We start from the raw sequence: 15,957 nt of genomic DNA, 5'->3' as shown, positions 1-15,957 counted from the left end.
GTTGTTCTTACTCTCTCAACGTATAACCCCACATAAATAAAGGTATATATGTCGTTTATACCACTAAAATTCTTAACAGTTATTGATAATTGTGTTTGTTATTGAAATAGCAGAATATAGTTTCAGGGAGTTTTGTTGCTCACTTATATTAACTTTTCATTATATTGCTTAAAGTATGATCTAGCTAACACCACAAACTGGCTTCATGAGCTAATAATTGTAGTCAGGCTTATAGAACATGGACGTAGTAAGATGAATGTAGCAATTGAGATTGATTATCTGTTTCAAGGTAAACCTTTTAAGCTAACAACAGACAGTGAACAGTTAGGCGTTACCTACCTTGATCCTCTCGATCAAACCACTTACGTAAGACAAGTCATCGATCTATTGATAGAAACACATTATCAAGACAACGACAGTGTAGCCGTAAATGTAGGCACTATTCGTGCTGTGGTAAATGGAGATACCAAACCCAATGCCTACACGAACTCCGAGTACGCTCACTTGTTTAATTTAGAACAAGTTATTGTCCATATCCAAGGTTACTGCTTCCCTCTCGCGGCATAGTTTTCGCTACAGGGAGAGATTCCGCAACAATGATAGACGGTCACCACTATCTAAGTTGTACAACCAACAGTTATACAACTTAAACAGTCATTATAAGAGGCGCTATTCAGTGCCTCTTATTGGTTTAAGCAAGCGACCTAACATGGTACTTACCACCAGCGCCAACACCACAAATGCAATGACGGGTAGAGATATCCATAAATAACCATGCAGCTGACTCTGTAAATCGAAGCCCATGGTCATAATACTGTTGACGCTCAGTTCCGCTCCCATACTTGCCACTAAACCCGCCGTAGCCGCCATTAGGCCATACTCACTCCAAATAGTCGCAGTAATACGTTTACGCGACGCTCCGAGAGTTCGATATAAACGAATCTCATCTTGTCTTTGCGATAAGCTTAAACGAAGTAGCGTAAATATCAGCAACACGCCCGCGACAACGCCTAACCCAGCGAGCACTGTAATTGACCAAATTATTTGAGTAAGTAAACCACGAATCTTATCCCCCATGGCTCGAATATCCATCAAGCTCACGGTAGGAAAATCTCTTGATAGCTGATTAAGAAAATCACTTTGATTATCGTCTACACGAAAACTAACCATCCAGTTAGCAGGCAGTTTCTCTAACACGTCCGGTGTAAAAATGAAGTAGAAGTTTGGTTTCATCTCTCTCCATTCTACTTCTCTAATGCTATTAACTTCGGCGCTAAACTCTTGGCTGTTAACGACAAATCCAAGCGTATCACCAACCTTAATATTTAGCTCTTGGGCAACTTCAGATTCAACAGATACCCCATTGGTTTCGCTCCAACTTCCCGAGATAATCGGATTTCTGTCCGGAATCGTATTTGACCAAGTAAAGTTAAGCTCGCGACTTAACGAATCGCTCTCTTTGTCGATATCTGGTTGCGATTTAGCGTCTTGACCATTAATTTTCGCAAGTCGTCCACGAATAATGGGATACGCTTCCGACCGTTCAAGGTTTTTATTATCGATAACTTGTAGATACTGCTCCTGCTGATAAGGCGCAATATTAATTGCAAATACATTGGGTGCATCTTCAGGAATGGTCTGTTGCCAATCTTGAAGTAAATCAGAACGGACGAGCCATATCACCGCTAATAACATCAAAGATATCGCTAGCGAACCAAACTGAAACATACTGGCAAGAGATGATCGTCTAATTCGGCTCACCGCTAGCTTCATTGATGTGTTCAGCGGCAAGTAATTAATCAAACGTATAATTAAAATACTCACCAGCCCAAGAAGCAAAAATAAGCCAATGATTCCACCAAGAACAATCCAGACTAAGGTATTTTCCCGATAAGCGATCAACATCGGAACCAGAGGAACCAGAATAAGAAGAAATGATGTCCACTTCTTTTTCTGCTGTTGTGGCTGCATAACATTAACCGCAGAGGTATTTATCAAACTCAGCAAAGGAATGCCCAGAGCTGGAACACCAATCAATAAACAACTGGCAATAGCGGTAATCGCGGGTGTAATGCCATATCCCGGTAGAGGATCTGGTAATAAGTCGGTTAATGGGATGCGCAGTAGCACTTCTAGTGATACACCAAAGAGCAAACCAAAAGAGACACCGATAACAAACAGCAAGATAATCTGAATGGAGAGCCATCTGATCAACCAAGATTTACTGGCACCTAGGCTTTTCAACATAGCGACTGTTTTACGTCTGCCGGTAACATAGTTTTGGCAGGTTAAAACCAAGGTAGTTGCAGCCATAATGATCACTATAGCCACGGTAAGTGACAGATATTGTGTTGTTCTTTGGAACATATCATTGCTGCGAGAGCCGCTATCTTGATCACGCCACCTATCGCTAGGTGTTAACTCCACACTCTCTTTTATTTTCTGCAGAGCTTCCTGCTCGCCAGTTAAAAACAGGCTAAATCTAACTCGACTTCCTAACCTTAACGCACCGGTTTTCTCAATATCAGAGTTGTGAATCATCACCGTTGGCATTTGCTGAAACGGATTAAAACTGATGCCCGGTTCTTGTGCTATTTTGCCAGAAACAACGAAATCCGCATCGCCTATAGTGACAACGTCACCGTTAGTTATATCCAAAAGTGCAAAAACCCTTTCGTCCAACCACAATTCACCGGGCTTTATACTACGACTGGTTGAATCGGTACTCTCTAACAGCAATTCACCTCGTAATGGAAAGCTACTTTGTACCGCTTTTACGGTCACTAACTGCATTTGCTGATCACTAAACGCCATCGTAGCGAAACGAGTCATTGTGGATTGTTCTAATGAGTTCTCCGAAGAGACCGTATCGAGCAGCACAGGAGGAACAGGATTAGAAGAGACATAAACCAAATCGGCAGTCAGCGCGTCTTTACCCTGCTTTAGCACTACCTGTTCCATTCTTTCTGCAAGCGCTGTTAAGGCAAATACACAGGCAATAATCAAGGTTAAAGCAATAGAGATAGGCCAAAGCTGCCCGTGTCTAATCTCTTCAATACTCCACTTAAACAGTCGCTGGTTAACGGTTGAACCAGACGCATTTATCGCACCCATTATTTAACCTCCAAATGACCAGCTTGCATATGTATGGTTCTATGGCAGCGAGAAGCTAACTCCGTATCATGAGTAACCAAAACTAATGTCGTTCCATGGACACTATTTAGCTCAAACAGCAGTTCAATAATTTTCGACGCGGTTTGCTGATCAAGATTACCCGTTGGCTCATCAGCAAACAGTATCTTAGGTTTTATCATAAAGGCCCGAGCAAGTGCGACCCTCTGTTGTTCCCCACCTGATAATTGCGAAGGTAAATGATCTATGCGGTGAGAAAGCCCAACTGATTCCAGCAGCTCTTTCGCTCTCTCAACATCTTCTTTATCGCCCTTTAACAGGCAAGGTAGAGTGACGTTCTCTATCGCGGTTAAGCTGGGAATCAATAAAAAACTTTGGAATACAAAACCAACCGAATCACTTCTAATGGCCGCTCTCTGCTCGTCGTTGAGTGACGAAATTGATTTACCAAGCAGATATACTTCGCCTGATGTCGGAGTGTCCAACCCGGCTAACAGTGTCATTAATGTAGACTTGCCTGCACCTGATGAGCCGACAATCGCCACCGTCTCACCTTGGTTAATTTCTAAATTTACATCATCAAGGATTGTTAAATGCTCTTGATTAGTAGAGACTACTTTTGCTAATGAACTCGCTTTGATAATAGGACTAGGCATGACTCGATTTATTTCCTTTATAATCATTTTATTTTCTTATACTGCAAGTAGTAACACATTATTGGTGTTAGGTGATAGTTTAAGTGCCGGCTACCAAATGCCAGCAACGAGTGCTTGGCCAAATTTGTTAGCGAAAGATCTTGAGCAAAAAGGTTTCGACTACACAGTCATTAACGCCAGTATTTCTGGGGATACCACTGGAAATGGACTAGATAGATTACCCGATCTACTTAAACAACATGAACCTACATGGGTACTGATTGAACTTGGAGCCAATGATGGCTTAAGAGGTTTTCACCCCAACCTTATCAACAAAAACCTGCAACATATCATAACTATTAGTCAACAAGCCGAGGCAAAAGTTGCGTTAATGCAGATTCAGGTGCCACCAAATTACGGTAAACGTTACAGCCAAGCTTTTAGTAACATCTACCCTAAACTGGCTAATGAATATCAACTGCCACTACTTCCTTTCTTTTTAGAACAGATAATACTCAAAGACGAATGGATGAAACAAGATGGGCTCCATCCTGAAGAAGTCGCTCAACCATGGATTGCTTCCTATGTTGCGGACAATTTGTCTCTTTATTTGGATTAACAGAGAAATAACGGTTTAGTCGTAAAAAAATGCCCTAGCGCAAAGAGTTAGCTCACTATTACTTATATATTGAGCTAACTTATTGTAATAGAAGGATCATTAACGTAATGATTATAGAGCCGATAATTCAGGGCGTTATAGCCAAAAGCGCGCATCCACAGGGATGTAAAGCTGCCGTTCAAAGCCAAATTGATTACGTAAAATCAGCCAAACCTATTACTAATGGTCCTAAACGAATACTCATACTTGGCGCATCATCCGGTTTCGGCCTTGCTGCTCGTATCGCCGCGACGTTTGGTGGAAGCGAAGCAGATACCATCGGTGTCTCTTTTGAACGCGGCCCATCCGATAAAGGTGTAGGAAGCGCGGGTTGGTACAACAATATTTACTTTAAAGAGAAAGCTGAAGCCGCCGGAAGAACCGCAATTAACATTGTTGGCGACGCGTTTTCAAAACAAGTTAGAGAAAGTGTTGTTGAAGCGATCGAGACCTACTTTGAAGGTGAAGTCGACCTTATCATTTATAGCTTAGCAACAGGCATAAGACCAAAGCCAAATGGTGAAGGCGTATGGCGTTCGGCAATTAAAACCATTGGTGAGCCAGTATCCGGCGCGACCATTTTGCTAGAAGATGATAGCTGGCAAGATACTCAAGTGACCCCCGCTACAGCACAAGAGATCGATGACACAATAAAAGTGATGGGAGGTGGAGACTGGGAAGAGTGGATAGACACATTAATCAACTCAGACTCTGTCGCACAAGGCTGTCAAACTATTGCATTTTCTTACATTGGTCCACAAGCTACCTATCCTATATATCACGAGGGCACATTGGGTAGAGCAAAGGTTGACTTGCACCAAACCAGTCACTCTCTCAACTTAAAGCTAGCAAAGTTTGGCGGTGGCGCTTATGCGACGGTATGTAAAGCGTTAGTGACCAAAGCCAGCGTTTATATTCCCGCCTTTACCCCATATATTCTCGCGTTATACAAAGTGATGAAGAAAAAGGGAACCCATGAAAACTGCATTCAACAGATGCAGCGACTGTTTGCCGACAAGTTATGCCAAGACGTCGTTCCAGTTGACGGTCAACGGCTGCTGAGGATGGACGAATACGAATTGGATGCCAATACTCAGCGAGAAGTAAAAACCATTATGGCCCATATGGATAGCAACAACTTTAAGCAAGTTGGTGATTATCAAGGTTATAAAAATGAGTTTTTGCAACTTAATGGTTTTGGTTTAGACGGCGTAAATTACGATGAACCTGTTGATATCGAGGCGTTAAAGAAACTTCAGCCATAGTTTTTCACTTACATAAAAAAGCGCCACTTAGTTTTTCTAAGTGGCGCTTTTTATTATGTTTTACTATTAATCCGATGCTAAGCTAGCCACCAATAAACGATAAAAACTGTCCACACTACTAACGTGAACTTTTTCATCTGGAGAGTGTGGATGTTCGATAATCGGACCAATGGATACCATATCCGCTCCACCTAATGCCGAACCAATAATCCCGCATTCCAATGCCGCATGAATCACTTCAACTTTTGGAGCTTTACCGTTTATGGCACGATACTTCTCAATCATAGAATCAAGCAGTTTTGACTTAGGCTCAGGTTTCCAGCCCGGAAACAGACCTCTTCGAGTTACTTTTGCACCAGACAACTCAAAGTGCCCAGCAATCCTTTCACCAGCATTAACGGTTGCAGAGTCAACCAAACTACGGATAAAACAATCCGCTGTCATTTTGCCTTTCTCTAGTCGGTAAACACCCAAGTTACTGGATGTTTCAACGACAGATTCAAAATCATCACTATTACGATGCACGCCATTAATACATCCGTGCAAGGCTTTAATGATCTGTTCTTGTTGTTGCTTATCCATCACAGGATCCGTTGACTCTGTTGCTACTAAGTCAAACTTCACGTCGGGTTCTACACTTCTAAATTCACTTTGAATGTCACTAACCACAGATAAAAACTGATTGCTAAAAGGTTGTAACTGATCACTAGCAATAGCAAATACTGCTTCTGCGCTACGTGGAATGGCATTATCCACCGTCCCGCCGTTTAAACTGATAAGGCGTAGCTTAAATTGCTGCAGCAATCGAATAACGCGTGCCATTAGCAATATTGCATTACCTCTTTGCAGATGAATATCACAGCCTGAATGCCCACCTTTTAGTCCGGAGATAGTAATTATTTGTATCTGGTGTCCGTCCGGTACAGCATCCGTTTTATACTCGTGTTCAATATCTAGGTTAATCCCTCCAGCGCACCCTACTGTTAAGGTTTCACTATCTTCAGAGTCAATATTGATCAGGCGTCTGCCTTTTAGTAAAGCCGCATCGACTTCCATAGCGCCAGCCATAGTTGTCTCTTCTTCTACGGTAAATAAAGCCTCTAACGCCCCATGACTCAGCGAATTATCTTCAAGTATGGCAAGTGTTGCCGCGACACCAATGCCATCATCAGCCCCCAAAGTTGTGCCATCCGCTCTTATCCAATCACCATCTCGAACAAAACTGATCGCATCTTTAGTAAAGTCGTGCTGACTCAAATCGTTTTTCTCATTGACCATATCAACATGGCTTTGCAGTATAGTCACTGGGCTCTCTTCGCGACCTTGAGACGCAGCTTTGTATATCACAATGTTGCCAATGGTATCGGTTTTCCATTCAAGGCTATTGTCATTGGCAAAATCAATCAGCAATTGACGAATACCCGCTTCATTGCCAGATCCACGAGGGACTTGGCTTATGGCGTGAAAATGCTTCCATACGGAATAGGCATAGGATTGATTTAATGTGTCGATGACTGCACTCATTACATGTCCTTTATATTGTTACTATTTATTGCTGAGATTACATTGCTGAAAATAAATAGTTGATTCGATGATAAGGCAGCACCTTACCACATCACCAATTAGCATAATGTTATATTAGTAGTATTTATGACGATAGTTATAACCACAAAATCAGTATATTAAAGAGATAAGCAAAGATAACACTATAGATTAAGACAATAATATTCTTCAACCAACTACGTAGTGATGTACAACTAGACTCTATTAGCAGTAAATTACAATGATATCAATAGCAGAGGAGATTATTTGCAGATAAGGCCAACCAACTCCCAATCTTGGCTACAACTCCCTTCTATACACTGACATTACGAAATTTAAGCATATACTAATGTTAATAGCAGTATAACGTTATGTCATTATCTGCTGCCATTCCCATATGCACATGGATAGGTGCTTTATGACGATTGTGAATACCACATTAATAGAAATACCAAACGAGGCTGTCGACCACTGGCAGCGCTTTGTTAACACCTTAGTTGGAATTGCTCAGGCCGACTGTGCGCTTATTGTCCGTTATATCAAGGATACGGAAAATAGACTTATCTGCATTAGCGCCAACCACCCAGATCAATATAGGGTCGGCATGGCCAACGCCACCGACTTTTGCAATACAGCGTGTCGCAAACAAGAGCGAGTCACCTTTACTAGCCCTGCTCTTTCGCCTTCTAATGGCATTAGTGCCTATTTAGGAGAACCTGTTTATTGGCCTGATGGTTCATTATTTGGTGTACTCAGTCTACTCCGCACCAACGGTGACAAAAATACAGCCAATGGGGCTAACACTTTTGATCCATTAACCGTCGAAAGCTTACATTGTTTTAAGAACTCCATAGAGAGCTATCTAACAACCATCTTTCAAAACAATAAATGGACCAGACTGAACGATCAGCTCAAACAGAGAATCAACAAACGCACAACGGATCTGGCAACGCTTAATTACTCATTGACGTCTGAGATCGAAAAACGCAAAGCCATTGAACAGCGGCTCAACTATCAAACCAACCATGATCTTTCCACTGGTTTCTTAAATCACCTTTCTCTTACCAAAGGCACAGAACAGCTATTAGTAGACACCAAGGTATCGTCAACCCATCTTATTGTGTTCCATATCATTTTTACTAATGGTAAGAAGATTCAGGAACGATTTGGCGAACAGTCTCTTAGCCACTTACTCAAAGAGTTTCGTCAGCGAATAGGTGACATTGATAGTATTGTGTCAATGACAGCGAGAACCAGCATAGCCAATATGGTTATCGCGGTTCAAACAACCGAGTTAAATACGTTTATCGATGAGCTCAGTCATCACATTATGGACACAACACACACAGAATTCGTCATTGGAGAAGAGAAGATCCATCTGCACGCTTTTGTAGGGGTAGCAACCAGTCACAATAGCGACGATGCTAACCAGCTGTTATTTTATGCAAATGAAGCGGCTTTCTCTTGTAAAGAGACAGGACAATGCTACAGCTATTACTCTCATGAAGACAACCAAGAACAGCAACACAAAAACGAAATAGAAAGCTACTTGCTTCAAGCCGTTCGTAACGACGATCTCACTCTCTATTTTCAACCAAAAGTTGAACTAAAATCAGGCAACTGGATTGGTGCCGAAGCCTTGATTCGCTGGAACCACCCTATTCTTGGCAATGTATCCAACGAGAACCTCATTCAAATGGCAGAGCAAAATGGCTTAATTTTCGAAGTGGGTAATTTTGTGCTTCGCTCCGCAATTGAACACGCATCGCAATGGGCATCTCAGCTTAAGAACTTCAAAATTGCCGTCAACGTATCGTCGATACAATTGAAGAACCAACACTTTTTCGATCATCTTCAGCACCTTTTGCAGAGCTACCACTTTCCACCAAGTTGCCTAGAAATAGAGATCACAGAAAGCTGTTTAATTTCCAATGAACATCTTGCCAAACAGACCTTAACCAAACTGCATCAACTAGGCGTTACTTTATCTCTGGACGATTTTGGTACAGGGTATGCTTCTTTCAGTTACTTAAAATCTTATCCGTTTAACTGCATTAAAATTGATAAAAGCTTTATCCAAAACATCAATAACAATCAAGATGACAAAGAAATCGTTCACTCCATCGTTCAAATCGCCAAACGGCTCGACCTTAACGTCACGATTGAAGGCATAGAAGATCTCGACCAAGAGCGTTTTGTCATTAATGAAGGGTGTGATTACGCGCAGGGGTACTTATACGGTAAACCAATGACAGGTAAAGAGTTTGAAAACTGCATTCAAGGAGGCTAAAGCCAATAGTGCTTAGCCTTAGAAGTAATTTTGCTATATTGAACAAGGTTTTTTATAATCGCCGCCTTAATATCGAATAACATTGGACCCGCCAATGTTACCAAAGAGAAGTACGATTATTTATGGATCACCTAGTCTCAAAACTAAAGAAACTCGAAAAGCAAAACTACCGCGCTTATCAAACCATTAAAGGTCAATATGATTTTGAAGACTACCAACTGTACATAGACCATGTTCAAGGTGACCCCTACGCGAGTGCATCACGCTTACGCGCCACTCGTGCTTGGTCTTTAACAGGCTTAGATTGGCTACAACAACGTTCTGAAACTTACCAGATTGCCGCTCGCGACTTTATTGCTCGTACATTTTCTGATTTCGCCAAACAAGACAATAACCTGACCATAGCTACAACCGGTCAAACGGTTTTAGATAACAGCGCCGTACTGTTTACCGAACACGGCATTGAGTTAAGGTTTCGTGTCAATCTGCCTGCCGAAGGGCGTAATATTTTGGCTAAGAAAGCGCTGAATATTCTTACCTTTCACTTGCCTAAAATGATCCGCAAATCAACCATTGAACGCGAGCTAAATAAAGAGGCGTTGATTCGCCACTGCGAAACTATCGAAGATCAACACGCACTTCGCGAGCAACTAAACCAACAGAACCTCACGGCATTTGTGAGCAATGGCAGCATACTACCAAGATCCGCCGGTAACTGTGACCTTCCAATGAAAGACGCTGTCGCGTTTCAATCCCCTAAAGAGTTGGAAGTAGAGTTAGAGACACCCAATAATGGCAAGGTCAAAGGAATGGGCATCGCCAAAGGCATCACGGTTATCGTTGGTGGTGGCTTTCACGGTAAATCAACGCTACTGAACGCGATTGAACGCTCCATATACAACCATATTCCGGGAGATGGCCGAGAAGGCATCGTCACCAACCACGATGCAATGAAAATACGAGCAGAAGATGGCCGTTGTGTTCATGCATTAAACCTCTCCAACTATATTAATCATCTGCCACAAAATAAGAGTACTGAGTCTTTTTCTACTCAAGATGCTTCTGGTTCGACATCGCAAGCTGCATGGTTACAAGAGTCAGTGGAATCAGGGGTGAGCACTATTCTTATTGATGAAGATACCTCTGCCACCAACTTTATGATCCGTGATGAGCGCATGCAAGCGCTTGTTAATAAAGGCGATGAGCCAATCACCCCTTTAGTTGATCGCATTGATCAGCTAAGAGATCAGCAAGGGATCTCAACGATCATTGTTATGGGTGGCTCTGGTGATTACCTAGATGTGGCTGATACTGTTATCCAGATGCATGACTATCAAGCGGTTGATGTATCAGAAAAAGCTCAAGAAATTATCAAGCTTCACCCTAGCCAAAGGGTGCACGAAAATCGCGACGCTTTTCAAACAATTCAATCTCGCTCACTTAATGCCGCAGCATTGCAGAAGATTCTGGCTGATGGCAAGTTTCGAGTTTCAGCAAAAGGCCTCTCCTCTCTTCGCTTCGGCAAAGAATTTGTTGACCTCACAGCGTTGGAACAGCTTGAATCCTCCAATCAGGTTAACGCCATTGGCTGGCTGTGGTTTCAACTGGCTCAGCAACCGGGATGGTGTAACGATCCAGCAGAAGCAATTCAGTCACTTTTACAAGGCGATTGGAAAGCGACAATGCCAGCGTACGGTGATTTAGCTAAACCACGAACCATTGATGTGATGGCGACATTAAACCGGATGAGAAAAGCGCAGTTCCGCTAGTCGCTTATCTAAGTTAACGAAAGCTCTCTACTATTTAGAATTGCATCTATAGCTTTGTTTTATATACAGAATTGTTTTGTATATTGATAACATTTGCTTATGGATTGCAATTTTTCGCCCTTAATTGTACAGTGTTCATAATTATACCGTATAAAATATGTTTATGAGAGTATCCCTATGTCAGCATCAATAAAACCCTTAACTGGCACCGTTAAACTTTTAACCGCTCTCTATGGGTTAGTGTTACTGTTTTCCGCTGTTGACCCTTTGTCCAGAGCCGTTTGGTTTGCTGAGATTATTCCTGCGGTTTTAATACTGGCAGGCATACTTCTACTGTCAGCTAAATTTAGTTTTAGCCGCACTGCATACGTTATGATGTTTATTTGGCTGGTGTTGCACACCATAGGATCTAAGTACACTTTTGCAGAAGTTCCCTTTGATTGGTTTAACCAACTGATTGGCTCAGAGAGAAACAATTTTGACCGCGTAGCCCACTTCTCTATCGGACTTTACGCTTTCCCAATTGCTGAGTATCTCTATAAGAACGGTCACAGCAGCAAGTTGCTCTCTGCTCTGTTTGGACTGTTTGCAATGATGAGTGTTGCCGCGGGTTACGAGATCATCGAATGGTGGTATGCGGCTGTTGCCGGAGGAGATGAAGGCATCGCTTTTCTTGGTTCTCAGGGAGATATATGGGATGCACAAAAAGACATGCTTTGTGACACATTAGGCGCGATAGTTTCATTGATAGTGTTCGCCATCAAATACAAACAGCCCCAATAGATAAAATAATCCCCGCTAAGTCATACGCTTAACGGGGATATCATTATTTCTTTTTCGGTTGTACAAATTTACGGCCAATATCCACCAGCGCCACATCACGGAAGAAACTTCTTCCTAAAAGAACAGGAAATTCTAAGTGATTTCTATCCGATAGAGTGAAATCCGCTTTATCTTTAAGATCGCCAATTTCTATCCAGGCGGTTACCACTGGACGCTTCTGTATCTCTTCCGATCCGGACTGTTTTACTTTAGCCCAACGCAAAATTGGCAAACTGATTTCATTCGATGAAATATTGTCATGCTCAATTTTAAATTTCACCCAGTCTTTACCATCACGTTCAAAGCGAACAATATCTACTGCGCTAATAGAAGATGTGGTTGCGCCTGTGTCCACTCTGGCTTTAAAACTTTTATCCAAACCAGGGATAAAAACCCACTCTTGTTCACCTAAAATCAACTTACCATCTGCTGTTTTAGTCGGAAGTGGCTGCGGCTTTTGTTCAGATTTCTCTTCAACCACTTCAACTGGCTTTTCTACAACAACGTCAGGTTCAGGATTTACTACTGGTTGCTCTGTTTTAACTTCAGTCGCAGGCTTTGGATCTACAGTTGAGTCAGTTTGAACACTGGTTGTAGAACACGCCACCAAAGAAAAACAAAACAGTACCGATATTGTCGATTTATAACTGATCATAAATACTCCTAAGCCATTTTTATTGTTTTTATAAGACGTTAATAATTGCATCTGCTACGTAAGGGATGTCTTTTTCCGTCAGGCCTGCAATATTAATTCGACCGTCACCTACACCATAAATACCGTAGCTTTCTCTTAACTTACTCATTTGTGCTTCAGTAAAACCTAGCACAGTAAACATACCTTTGTGACTTTCTATAAAATCAAACTGTTGCGATTTGTGAACTGAGCGGAATTCGTTGCAAAGTGCTGCTCGTAAATTAACCAATCTGGACTGCATTGTTTCTAACTCATTTTTCCATGTTTGAGTTAATGCATCGCTTGAAAGTATGGTTCTTACTATCGCGGCACCATGATCTGGCGGCATGGTGTAAGTAGCTCGGGCAAGCTGCATTAGTTTGCCTTTAGCATTATCCGCTTGCGATTTATCATTACCTATCACAATCGCCGCGCCGGTTCTTTCACGATACAGACCGAAGTTTTTCGAACAAGAAGTGGTAATTAAGCACTCAGGCAAGTTATCGGCCATATATCTAAGACCTTTGGCGTCTTCTTGCAAACCGTCACCAAAGCCTTGATAAGCGATATCAATAAAGGGTAAGAAACCATTTTTATGGCTTAGCTCAGTAATCGCCTTCCAGCAATCAAAGTCAATATCGGCTCCGGTCGGGTTATGACAACAACCGTGCAGTAGTACCACGTCTTTGGGGCCAGCTTGTGCAATATCCTCTAACATCGCCGCGGTATCAACTTGTTTAGTTTCAGCACTAAAGTAACGATAGTGACGAACATTTAAGCCCGCAGCCTGCATAACAGGTTTATGGTTAACATAGCTTGGATTACTTAGCCAAACGGTCGTACCCGGTTGCGCTACGGAAATTAAATCTCCAAGCATGCGTAATGCCCCACTCGCACCGGGGGTTTGAATGGCCGAGACTCTGTCCATTGCTGATGTCCCTGACAGCAATAGATCAACCATAGATTGATTAAACTGCTCGCAACCCGCCAAGCCGACATACGCTTTACTGGTTTGAGTTTCAGATAGTATGATTTGTGCTTCTTTAACCGCCTGCATAATTGGCGTTTGGCCTTGGCTGTTTTTATATACGCCGATGCCAAGATCTACTTTTTCTGAGCGGGGATCGTTACGATACGCAACGGATAAAGAAAGGATAGGATCCTGAAGTGGTACTGGTAGATTTGAGAACATGAAAGTAACATTCCTTTACAATTCAAGTATTGAAGCCAAGTTATCATTAGTTGCGCAAGATCAAAAGAGATTTATAGCGGCAAGTGAACTTAACTCGCTGATTTAAGGCATCAACGCTGTTGATAAGATAAGTAGCTAACATGTCAGTAGAGGCGACTATTCGCCTCTTTATACCTTGAAATATCCAATGTTACGTTATTCTCTTAGCTTTCAAATGAACGCTTGTCACCAAATGCTTCTTTCCAGTCTTTATCAAATTGAGCGACAGCTGGCTCAACAGCGGGGTGGGCAAACATTGCCGCGGCGACATCTACAGGCAGCGTAATCGCTTCAATGCCTAGTTTCATCACTTCCATTGCTTGTTGCGTGTTTTTAAAACTCGCCGCTAAGATTTTTGCCGCAAGCTGATTTTGGTCGAGCAGAAGTTGCAGATCTGCAACAACCTCTACCCCATTACCGTTCATTGCATCAATTCGGTTAACGTATGGCGCTAGATAGTCGGCGCCACACAGTGCTGCGAGAAATCCTTGTTGGGCAGAATATATCGCAGTTGCTAATACTTGAATGCCTTGTGCTTTAATGCGTTTAATCGCCGCTAATCCATTCTCTGTAGCAGGCACTTTAACCACAATATCATAGGGCAACTCATTGAGCTGTTGAGCTTCTTCTACCATACCTTCAATGGTGTTACTCACTACTTGAGCATGAAAGCGCGGAGTGCCACCCAAAACACTTTGCATCTCTTTTAGTGTCTCTGTAAGGCCTTGTTGAGACTTAGCGAGAATAGTCGGATTCGTGGTAATGCCCTTAAGGGGTAAACATTGATTAAAACGCTGGGTTTGTTCTACATCTGCGGTGTCTAAGTAAAGTTCAATCATTTCTAATATCTCTCATATTCAATAAGACCATTTGTTGTTTCGATCACTATAGATCTGACAATCGAATCAGATCTTGATATAAATCAATTGAAATTTCATTTGAAAGCATACAAACTTCATATAATAAAAGCAAATCAGAAATGAACGATAAGCTAACTTGGCGATCGTTAGTATTTAACCATTGAGACAAAGGTAATAGGCATGCATTTCAACATTCAACGATTTTCAACTCACGATGGTGACGGTATTCGTTCAATCTTATTTCTTAAGGGATGTAGCCTCGCTTGCCCATGGTGCCAAAATCCTGAAAGTCGCAGTGAAAAGTACTCTCTTTTGTTTGATGAGCGCAGTTGCCTTAACGACTGCTCTTTATGCTGCAATCAAGGCAGTGCTATTGAGCGCTTAAACGGAAAAGTTACTATTAACCGACAAATGCTTAATCAAGAGCAACTCATTGCGTTGCAAGATCTCTGCCCTACTCAAGCCCTTACTGTCGTTGGTCAACAGTCGAAATCTGAAGAGTTGTTCGATACCTTAATGAAAGACAAACCTTTCTACGATCAAAGCGGCGGCGGTGTCACTTTTTCTGGTGGCGAACCTTTAATGCAAGCAAGTTTGGTCTCCGTATTAGCAGAAAAACTTAAACAACATGGTGTCTCGACCGCCATTGAAACCTGCCTGCACGTGCCGTGGAAAAACATACAACAAACCGCACCTCATATAGACAGCTGGCTTGCGGACTTAAAACATACCGATGATGAAAAATTTTTCAGCTGGGCAAAAGGCTCAGCCAAACGCATTAAAAACAACTTAAAACAGTTAGATTCCATCGCTAAACGCATCGTTATTCGCGTTCCTGTCGTTGCTGAGTTCAATGACACCGATGACGAACTGAAAGAGATCATTAACTTTGCCGCTTCACTTGAAAGCTGCAACGAACTTCACTTACTTCCCTACCACACACTAGGGATCAACAAATATCGTCTCCTCGATATGCCTTATCTTTGTTCTGACAAACCACTCAACAATCCTGAGTTACTAGAAAGAGCACAGCTATACGCAAGAGAGAACACTCAACTTAACGTAACTGTAAGAGGTTAA

At 42.1% G+C, this 15,957-nt stretch carries 13 protein-coding genes; 7 read left to right on the top strand and 6 right to left on the bottom strand.

Going from position 1 to position 15,957, the window contains the following annotated elements; all coding sequences use genetic code 11:
- Window positions 1–252 precede the first annotated feature (252 nt).
- The gene (locus CHJ_RS21210) at window positions 253–567 is read left to right on the top strand and encodes a hypothetical protein (RefSeq protein ID WP_171753601.1); all 315 of its coding nucleotides are present in this window, start codon (window positions 253–255) and stop codon (window positions 565–567) included.
- A gap of 102 nt (window positions 568–669) precedes the next feature.
- On the opposite strand, the gene CHJ_RS21205 is transcribed toward CHJ_RS21210, so the two are convergent.
- Both CHJ_RS21205 and CHJ_RS21200 read right to left on the bottom strand, forming a co-directional pair.
- Window positions 670–3,114, bottom strand: a complete 2,445-nt coding sequence (locus CHJ_RS21205; RefSeq protein ID WP_411861577.1) for an ABC transporter permease — start codon at window positions 3,112–3,114, stop codon at window positions 670–672.
- A complete protein-coding gene (locus tag CHJ_RS21200; protein ID WP_317918943.1) occupies window positions 3,114–3,788 on the bottom strand; it encodes an ABC transporter ATP-binding protein in 675 nt (224 codons plus the stop codon). The genes CHJ_RS21205 and CHJ_RS21200 overlap by 1 nt, the downstream gene beginning before the upstream one ends.
- Here CHJ_RS21200 and tesA point away from each other — a divergent pair.
- On the top strand, window positions 3,787–4,386 hold the full coding sequence (gene tesA, locus CHJ_RS21195) for a multifunctional acyl-CoA thioesterase I/protease I/lysophospholipase L1 (RefSeq protein ID WP_317918942.1): 600 nt from the start codon (window positions 3,787–3,789) through the stop codon (window positions 4,384–4,386). The genes CHJ_RS21200 and tesA overlap by 2 nt on opposite strands.
- Before the next feature lie 107 nt (window positions 4,387–4,493).
- Window positions 4,494–5,690 carry an enoyl-ACP reductase FabV gene (gene fabV / locus CHJ_RS21190; RefSeq protein WP_317918941.1) on the top strand — a complete coding sequence of 399 codons (1,197 nt, stop codon included), beginning with the start codon at window positions 4,494–4,496 and terminating at the stop codon, window positions 5,688–5,690.
- 66 nt (window positions 5,691–5,756) lie between these two features.
- Here the strand turns inward: fabV and CHJ_RS21185 are convergent, their stop codons facing one another.
- Complete coding sequence (locus CHJ_RS21185; protein WP_317918940.1) at window positions 5,757–7,214, bottom strand: aminoacyl-histidine dipeptidase; 1,458 nt, start codon at window positions 7,212–7,214, stop codon at window positions 5,757–5,759.
- Window positions 7,215–7,650: 436 nt separating this feature from the next.
- Between CHJ_RS21185 and CHJ_RS21180 the strand changes: the two genes are divergently transcribed.
- The 3 genes from CHJ_RS21180 to CHJ_RS21170 all read left to right on the top strand — a co-directional run bounded on the left by CHJ_RS21180 (window position 7,651) and on the right by CHJ_RS21170 (window position 12,074).
- Window positions 7,651–9,522, top strand: coding sequence for a bifunctional diguanylate cyclase/phosphodiesterase (locus tag CHJ_RS21180; RefSeq protein WP_317918939.1), 1,872 nt, complete (start codon window positions 7,651–7,653; stop codon window positions 9,520–9,522).
- 122 nt (window positions 9,523–9,644) lie between these two features.
- Window positions 9,645–11,291 (top strand): ABC-ATPase domain-containing protein, encoded by a 1,647-nt coding sequence (locus tag CHJ_RS21175; RefSeq protein ID WP_317918938.1) that lies wholly within the window; start codon window positions 9,645–9,647, stop codon window positions 11,289–11,291.
- Between the two features lie 177 nt (window positions 11,292–11,468).
- The gene (locus CHJ_RS21170) at window positions 11,469–12,074 is read left to right on the top strand and encodes a DUF2238 domain-containing protein (protein ID WP_317918937.1); all 606 of its coding nucleotides are present in this window, start codon (window positions 11,469–11,471) and stop codon (window positions 12,072–12,074) included.
- Window positions 12,075–12,117: 43 nt separating this feature from the next.
- Here CHJ_RS21170 and CHJ_RS21165 read toward each other — a convergent pair whose 3' ends face one another.
- From CHJ_RS21165 to CHJ_RS21155, 3 genes are all read right to left on the bottom strand, one after another.
- Window positions 12,118–12,768 (bottom strand): ATP-dependent zinc protease, encoded by a 651-nt coding sequence (locus CHJ_RS21165; RefSeq protein ID WP_317918936.1) that lies wholly within the window; start codon window positions 12,766–12,768, stop codon window positions 12,118–12,120.
- Between the two features lie 28 nt (window positions 12,769–12,796).
- A complete protein-coding gene (locus tag CHJ_RS21160) occupies window positions 12,797–13,978 on the bottom strand; it encodes an amino acid aminotransferase (RefSeq protein WP_317918935.1) in 1,182 nt (393 codons plus the stop codon).
- Window positions 13,979–14,181: 203 nt separating this feature from the next.
- A complete protein-coding gene (locus tag CHJ_RS21155; protein WP_317918934.1) occupies window positions 14,182–14,856 on the bottom strand; it encodes a fructose-6-phosphate aldolase in 675 nt (224 codons plus the stop codon).
- A gap of 201 nt (window positions 14,857–15,057) precedes the next feature.
- On the opposite strand from CHJ_RS21155, the gene CHJ_RS21150 reads away from it, so the two are divergent.
- Window positions 15,058–15,957, top strand: coding sequence for a glycyl-radical enzyme activating protein (locus CHJ_RS21150; RefSeq protein WP_317918933.1), 900 nt, complete (start codon window positions 15,058–15,060; stop codon window positions 15,955–15,957).

This window comes from Vibrio sp. MACH09 (assembly GCF_033238805.1).
GTDB lineage: Bacteria > Pseudomonadota > Gammaproteobacteria > Enterobacterales > Vibrionaceae > Vibrio.
The sequence above is the reverse complement of the archived record's forward strand: the minus strand, read 5'-3'. Positions and strand labels throughout refer to the sequence as shown.